Annotated in this window: 5 protein-coding genes and 2 pseudogenes; 1 reads left to right on the plus strand and 6 read right to left on the minus strand. The window is 73.6% G+C overall.

The features are described 5' to 3' along the window. Positions 1–42 precede the first annotated feature (42 nt). Positions 43–156: pseudogene (locus CCN56_RS13670) on the minus strand (zinc-binding dehydrogenase); the annotation flags it as partial. On the opposite strand from CCN56_RS13670, the pseudogene CCN56_RS13675 reads away from it, so the two are divergent. Beyond that, positions 156–584 (plus strand): annotated as a pseudogene (locus tag CCN56_RS13675) (zinc-binding dehydrogenase); the annotation flags it as partial. The pseudogenes CCN56_RS13670 and CCN56_RS13675 sit on opposite strands and share 1 nt — an antisense overlap. Before the next feature lie 368 nt (positions 585–952). Here the strand turns inward: CCN56_RS13675 and CCN56_RS13685 are convergent. The 5 genes from CCN56_RS13685 to CCN56_RS13705 form a co-directional block, all read right to left on the minus strand. After that, the gene (locus CCN56_RS13685) at positions 953–1498 is read right to left on the minus strand and encodes a bacterial proteasome activator family protein (protein WP_086826813.1); all 546 of its coding nucleotides are present in this window, start codon (positions 1496–1498) and stop codon (positions 953–955) included. 97 nt (positions 1499–1595) lie between these two features. Next, positions 1596–4460, minus strand: a complete 2865-nt coding sequence (locus CCN56_RS13690; protein WP_086826815.1) for an FtsX-like permease family protein — start codon at positions 4458–4460, stop codon at positions 1596–1598. Then, positions 4457–5191, minus strand: a complete 735-nt coding sequence (locus CCN56_RS13695; protein ID WP_086826816.1) for an ABC transporter ATP-binding protein — start codon at positions 5189–5191, stop codon at positions 4457–4459. The genes CCN56_RS13690 and CCN56_RS13695 overlap by 4 nt, the downstream gene beginning before the upstream one ends. A 142-nt stretch (positions 5192–5333) precedes the next feature. Further along, positions 5334–5993, minus strand: a complete 660-nt coding sequence (locus CCN56_RS13700) for a PadR family transcriptional regulator (RefSeq protein WP_086826818.1) — start codon at positions 5991–5993, stop codon at positions 5334–5336. 97 nt (positions 5994–6090) lie between these two features. Continuing rightward, positions 6091–6438 (minus strand): hypothetical protein (locus CCN56_RS13705; RefSeq protein WP_086826819.1); only part of this gene is annotated, 348 nt, incomplete at its 5' end.

Below are 6438 nucleotides of genomic sequence, written 5' to 3' on the forward strand. Positions count from 1 at the left end.
GGCGGGGACGGCGGCACGGGTGGTGTGGGTGGCGGGCGGGTGTCAGGCGCCCGGGACGAGCAGCAGCACCTTGCCGACGTGACCGCCCTCCTCAAGCGCCCGGTGTCCCTCGGCGGCCTCCGGCATCGGCACCGTCCGGTCGACGACCGGACGGAGTCCTCATCGACTACCGCGAGCAGGACTTCGTCGAGGAGCTGGCGAAGGCGACGGACGGGGCGGGCGCGGACGTCATCCTGGACATCGTGGGCGCCAAGTACCTGGAGCGGAACGTGAAGGCGCTCGCCGTGAACGGCCGCCTGGTCGTCATCGGCCTCCAGGGTGGGGTGAAGGGCGAGCTGAACCTCGGGGCGCTGCTCGCGAAGCGCGCCGCCGTCCTGGCGACCACGCTGCGGTCCCGTCCGGCGCAGGAGAAGGCGGCGATCGTCGCGGCCGTACGGGAGCACGTCTGGCCGCTGATCGGCGCGGGCACGGTCCGTCCGGTCGTCGACCGGACGGTGCCGATGCCGGAGGCCGCCGAGGGACACCGGGCGCTTGAGGAGGGCGGTCACGTCGGCAAGGTGCTGCTGCTCGTCCCGGGCGCCTGACACCCGCAAGCGGCCGACAGCACCGGTGCCGCCGGCACCGCCGGCGCGGGACGCCTGGCACCGTCGGCGCGGGGCGCCTGGCACCGCTGGTGCGGGGCGCCTGGCACCGCTGGTGCGGGGACGCCCGGCACCGTCGGCGCGGGGGCGCCCGGCACCGCTGGCACGGGGGCGTCCGGCACCGTCGGCGCAGGCGCCCGGTACCGCCGCCATGGGCGCTCGGCACCGTCGACATCGGCGCCCGGCTCCGCGGGCGCCCGGCACCGCGGGCATCGGCGCCCGGCGCCGTCGGCATCTGCGCCCGGCACCCGTGGTGCGGAGAAGGGCCCGGCACACCGTGTGTGCCGGGCCCTTTCCTCGTGCGGAGTGACCTACAGGTACGGTCCCGAGCGGACCGCGTGGCCGTGGCCGTGGTCGTCGTCATCGTCGTGCGACGCGCCCGGAGGCAGCGCGCGGCGCATCTGCTCCAGCTGGGCACGGGCCGCCATCTGCTGCGCGAACAGAGCCGTCTGGATGCCGTGGAACAGGCCTTCGAGCCAGCCCACGAGCTGCGCCTGCGCGATGCGCAGCTCCGCCTCGGAGGGAATCGCCTCGTCCGTGAACGGCAGGGAGAGCCGCTCCAGTTCCTCGACGAGCTCGGGTGCGAGCCCGTCCTCCAGCTCCTTCACGGAGCTGGCGTGGATGTCCTTGAGCCTGACCCGGCTCGCCTCGTCCAGAGGGGCCGCCCGTACTTCCTCCAGGAGCTGCTTGATCATGCTGCCGATCCGCATGACCTTCGCAGGCTGCTCGACCATTTCCGTCACCGGGACCTCGCGGGGTTCGTCGTCGCCCTGAGCGCCGCCGAGGGCCATCCCGTCCTGTCCCACGATGAGGACCTGGGGGCTCTCCTGCGACCTGTCATTCCTCGGCATCTCCATGCCGCCATTCTCTCGTACACACGCGTCATCACAGGGTGTGCCCCTGTACGGGGGTGATCCACCCTCGTACAGGGGCACGGGACGGGAACGAAGACCGTCAGGTCGCCGCGCGCCGGGCCAGCGCGCCGCGCGAGCGGGTCACCAGGGCGGCGAGGAGCGCGGCGCCGAGCGGGACGGCGACGAGCAGGCCGGCCAGGGTCTCCCAGGGGACGACGATCGGCACCTCCGGCGGGGTGAGGTCGGCGGTCCAGCCCTCGGCGATGCTCTGCTCGTAGTAGCGGAGCTCGTCGCGCTGCTCGGTGAGCCGGAGTCCGACCGCGGGCAGCAGTCCGGCGGCCGAGCCGAGGACCACGCCCATCGCGGCGACGACTCCGCACTGGAATCCGCTGAGCGTGCGGCGGACCCGGGGCGGGGCGCCCACGGCGGCGAGCGTCTTCAGGTCGGCCTCGGCGTCGGCCTGGGCGAGCCCGGTGGCGATGCCGGCGGCGCCGATGGTGACCAGGCCCGCGAAGATGGCCAGCGAGAGCAGGACGATGCCGTACTCGTTGACGAAGCCTTCCTCCAGGTGCAGTTCGACGTTGCTGCCGAGCTTGGCGAGGTCGCTGTCGAGCTTCTGGCGCTGCTCGCCGTCCGGGAGCCGGTCGGTGCTGGCGTACACGCCCATCGGCACCGTGGAGAGGCCGGCGGCCTTGGCGGTGGCCGGGGTCATGAGGGCCTGGACGCCGTAGGACTTCTGGTCGCCGGGCACCAGGTAGGCGGGCACGGAGCTGACCTTGCCGGGTGCGGGGCGGCCCAGCTCGGAGGCCTTGTCGGCGGCGGCGATGTCGGTGATCTGCTTGATCCCGACGGTGCCCTTCCCGTCGACCAGGGCGCGGTTGAAGGCGACGATCTTCCCGTCGGTGAGGGCCTTCACGGTCGCGGGGTCGTCGACGCCGAGGACCTGGAGCAGCTTGGCGTCACCGACGATCAGGCCGCCGTCGGAGACCCACATCCCGCCGCTTGCGGACTCCTTGCACCGCCAGTCGTCGGTGAGCATCTTTCGCCGCTGCTCGGGCGTGTACTTCTCCGAGGGGTCGCCGCCGCCCGGGACCGCCGCGTTGAGCGGGCACTCGTTCGCCGGGGGGACGACCACCTCGTAGCGGCCGCAGCCTGCGCCCTCGCCCCAGGGCGAGCAGCCGGGCTTGCCGACCGAGATACGACCGACGTCGGCGCGGACGTTCACGGGGAAGTCGCGCTGGATCGCCTCGCGGACGGCGGGGACGTCCCGGCCGCCCTCCTCCTGGACGAAGGCGGCGGCCACGCCGTACGGCAGCGTGGCCTCGTACTCGGCCCTCTTCTGGGCCTCGCTGCTGGTCATGTACGTGGAGACGGCGACCGTGCCGGCGACGGCGGCGAGGACGGCGGCGACGGCGGGTGCCGTACGGCCCCGGTTGCGGACGGCGTCCCGCAGCGCGAGGCGCGGGGAGAGCGGAAGCCAGCGGCCGGTCCGCCCGAACAGGCCCACCAGGGCCGGGGTCATGGCGACGACCCCCAGCTCGGCGAGGGCGGAGCCGGCCGCCACGAGGGCGACCTGCCGGGAGACCATCGAGCCGAAGAGGGCGACCGCGCCGCCGAGGAGCAGGGCCACCAGGCCGATCACGGGCAGCACCCGGCTGCTGCGGCGGACCCCGCGCCGGCCGGTGAGCGAGGAGAGGACGGTCTGCCGGGAGGCGGTGAAGGCGGGGACGATCGCGGCGAGCAGACCGGTCAGGACCGCGAGCAGCGCGATGCCGAGCAGTTCGAGGGGCCGGATGTCGAAGGCCCCGAACCGCTGACCCATGGTGTCTTCCAGGACCGGCTGCAGCACCAGGGTCAGGATCAGCGCGAGGACGATGCCGGTGACGGCGGCCGCGACGCCGATGACCAGGCCGCCGCTGAGCACGATGGCCCGGATGTGGCTGCGGGCGCCGCCGTTGGCCCCGACCAGACCGAGCTGGCGGCGCGAGCGGCGGGCGCCGACCGCGAACGCGGGCCCGGCGAGGAGGCAGATCTCCAGCATCGCCAGGCCGACGACGGTGGCGAGGGCGGCCAGGTCGGCGGCTTCGGCCCCCGGACTGGACGTGTAACCGCCGAAGCCTTCCTTCTGGTTGAGCGGCACGTCGGACTTGGCGGGCGGGTCGAGCACCACGGCGCGCGAGGTGACGGTGACACCCTTGGCGTTGATCTCCTGGACGGTGTTCCACGTGAAACCACCGGACTTGCGCACCAGGTACGAGACGGAGACGTCGGGCGCGGGCAGACCGGCCTTCTCGACCGCCTTCGCGTACGGGGCGAGGAAGGCGCCGGGCAGCGCGTTGACCTGGTCCGTGTCGAGAGAGTCGGGAAGTTCGTAGGAGCCGACGATCCGGTACGGGCGATCGAAATTGCGGGCGGAAAGGGTCGAGCCGACCGACAGACCACTCGTCTCCAGGAAGTGCGAGGTCGCCATGACCTCGTCGTTCTTCTCCGGGAAACGCCCCTTCAGGAGCGTCATGATGCCGCGGGCTATCGGGTCGGACGCCTTGAGCTCACGCACCTCGGTCCCGAGCAGACCGTGGGCCGTCGTCAGCTTGGCCGAACCCTCGCTGTCCGTGAGGACGGTGGAGCCCGCGGGGATCGTCCTGGTGACGTCGGTGGGGCCGCTCGGCCACGGCTCCTCCTTGTAGTCCTTGACCGGCGTGCTCATCTCGCCGGCCGGGTCCTGGAGGATCGGGACGCCGCCGACGTTGGCGTCCCTGAAGCGGGCGTCGGCCGCGCCGATCGACCGCTCCACCCGCTCGGCGGGGGAGAGTTCGGAGCTGCGGTAGGTCAGATCGAGGGCGCTGACGCCCAGGATGGGCAGCGCGATCATCGCGAGGACGAGGGCGCTGCGGCCCTTGGCACGCCAGGCGTCGCGCCGGGCTATGCGGATCGCGGCCCGCCAGGAGTGGAGCCAGGTCTTCACGCCTCGGCCACCTGACCCGACAGGAGCGAATCGGCCTCGCTGCGCACGGTCTGGTCGACGATGGCACCGTCCCGGAGGAACACGACCCGGTCGGCCCAGGCCGCGAACCGCGGCTCGTGGGTGACGAGGACACCGGCTGCGCCCGCGTCGCAGCGGGAGCGGAGCAGGGCGAGCACGGACTCGCCGGTCTCGGAGTCCAGCGCGCCGGTCGGCTCGTCGGCGAGGACGAGCCGACGGTCGCCGACCAGGGCGCGGGCGATGGCCACGCGCTGCTGCTGGCCGCCGGACATCTCGTCGGGGAAGCGGTCGGCGAGGTGGCCGAGCCCCATCTCCTCCAGGGCGGCGAGGGCCTCGACGCGCGCCTTGCGGGCGGAGGTCCCGTCCAGCTCGCGGGGCAGGGCGACGTTCTCGGCGGCGGTCAGGGCCGGGATGAGGTTGTAGTCCTGGAAGACGTACCCGATGCTGCGGCGGCGCAGGGCGGCGAGCTGCTTGACGCTCGCGGCGGTGATGTCGGTGTCCTCGACGATCACCCGGCCCGAGGTGGGGGTGTCCAGGCCGCCCGCGATGGTGAGCAGCGTGGACTTGCCGGAGCCCGACGGGCCCATGACGGCGACGAGTTCACCGGGGTACACGGCGAGGTCGATGCCGCGCAGGGCGTGCACCTCGGTGGCGCCCGCGCCGTGGACGCGGGTCAGGTTCTGGAGTTGCAGCACGGGCTGCTGTGCGGTCATGGAGGGGTCCCCCCGTTTTCGGCCGTACGCGGCGGTCGGGCCGGGTACGGGAGCGTGCGGTGGAAGGTGGTGCGCCGGCGGTACGGGGCGGGGCGCGCGCGTGCGGTCGACGCGCCCCGGGCGTACCGGTGGTCGAAGTGGGCTACGAGGCCGGGGTGCCCGGAGCGGCCGGGGCCACCGGGGCGGTTGCCGAAGAGGTCGGGGCCGCCGGGGCGGCTGCGGCGGTCCGCGTCGCCGGGGTGGTCCCCGCGGCGGCCGTCCCCGACAGGCGGATCAGCCGGGACTCGCAGTGGTCCAGCCAGCGGGCCTCCGCCTCGGTCTGGAAGATCAGCTGCTCCAGGACGAGCAGCCAGGCCACGTCGTCCCGCTCCCGCGCCCCGCCGCCCTCGACGGCGAGCAGGGCCTGAGCCTTGAGCCGGGTGTAGTCCTGCATCGCCTTCACGGTGTGCCGGCGCTGGGACTGGATGACGTCGCGGATGTCGACGCCGGGCGCACCCACGGCCATGGCGAGCTTGATGGCCAGCTCGTCGCGGGCGGGGCTGGTGCGGTCCACCGGCTTCTCGAACCAGGTCCTGAGCTCGGCGCGGCCGCTGTCGGTGATCGCGTAGAGGGTGTGCCCGGCCGGGTCCTCGCCGCCCTGGGCGACCATGCCGTCGCGTTCGAGACGGTTGAGGGTCGTGTAGACCTGGCCGACGTTGAGCGGCCAGGTGGAGCCGGTGCGGGACTCGAACTCCGTACGGAGCTGGGAGCCGTAGCGAGGGCCGCGTTCGAGGAGGGCGAGGAGCCCGTGGCGGATCGACATACTCAGTATGTATACCCGGTATGCCGACGTGGACAACCGTCCTGAGACGGAAGCGCCGGGTCCGACTCAAGGGGGACCCGGCGGTCCCGGTGGAGGGTCAGCGGCGGCGCATCCGGAGCCCGAGGAAGCCGATGCCGAGCCCCATCAGGGCCAGCCCCACGCCCAGGGTGAGGACGGGAATCCGCTGGTCGACGAGGGCGGGCGAGGCCTCGGCCGAAAGGTCGGGCGCCGCGGCGGGCAGGCTGGCGGGCGCCGCCTCGGGCGGCGACGGATCCTCCTCGCGTACCGGTTCGTCCGCCCCCTCGGCGGTCTGGCGCTCGCGCGAGCTTGTAGCGGTTTCGGTACGAGAGGGGCGGGGCGAGGGTGCCGAAGCGGTCGTGGAGGGAGTCGCGGACTCCGGGCGTCCGGGGTGGGGCCGCCCTTCTCCGGCGGGCCGGCCCGCCGG

Origin of the sequence: Streptomyces sp. NRRL B-24572, assembly GCF_002156145.1 — a bacterium.
Taxonomy (GTDB): Bacteria; Actinomycetota; Actinomycetes; order Streptomycetales; family Streptomycetaceae; genus Streptomyces; species Streptomyces vietnamensis.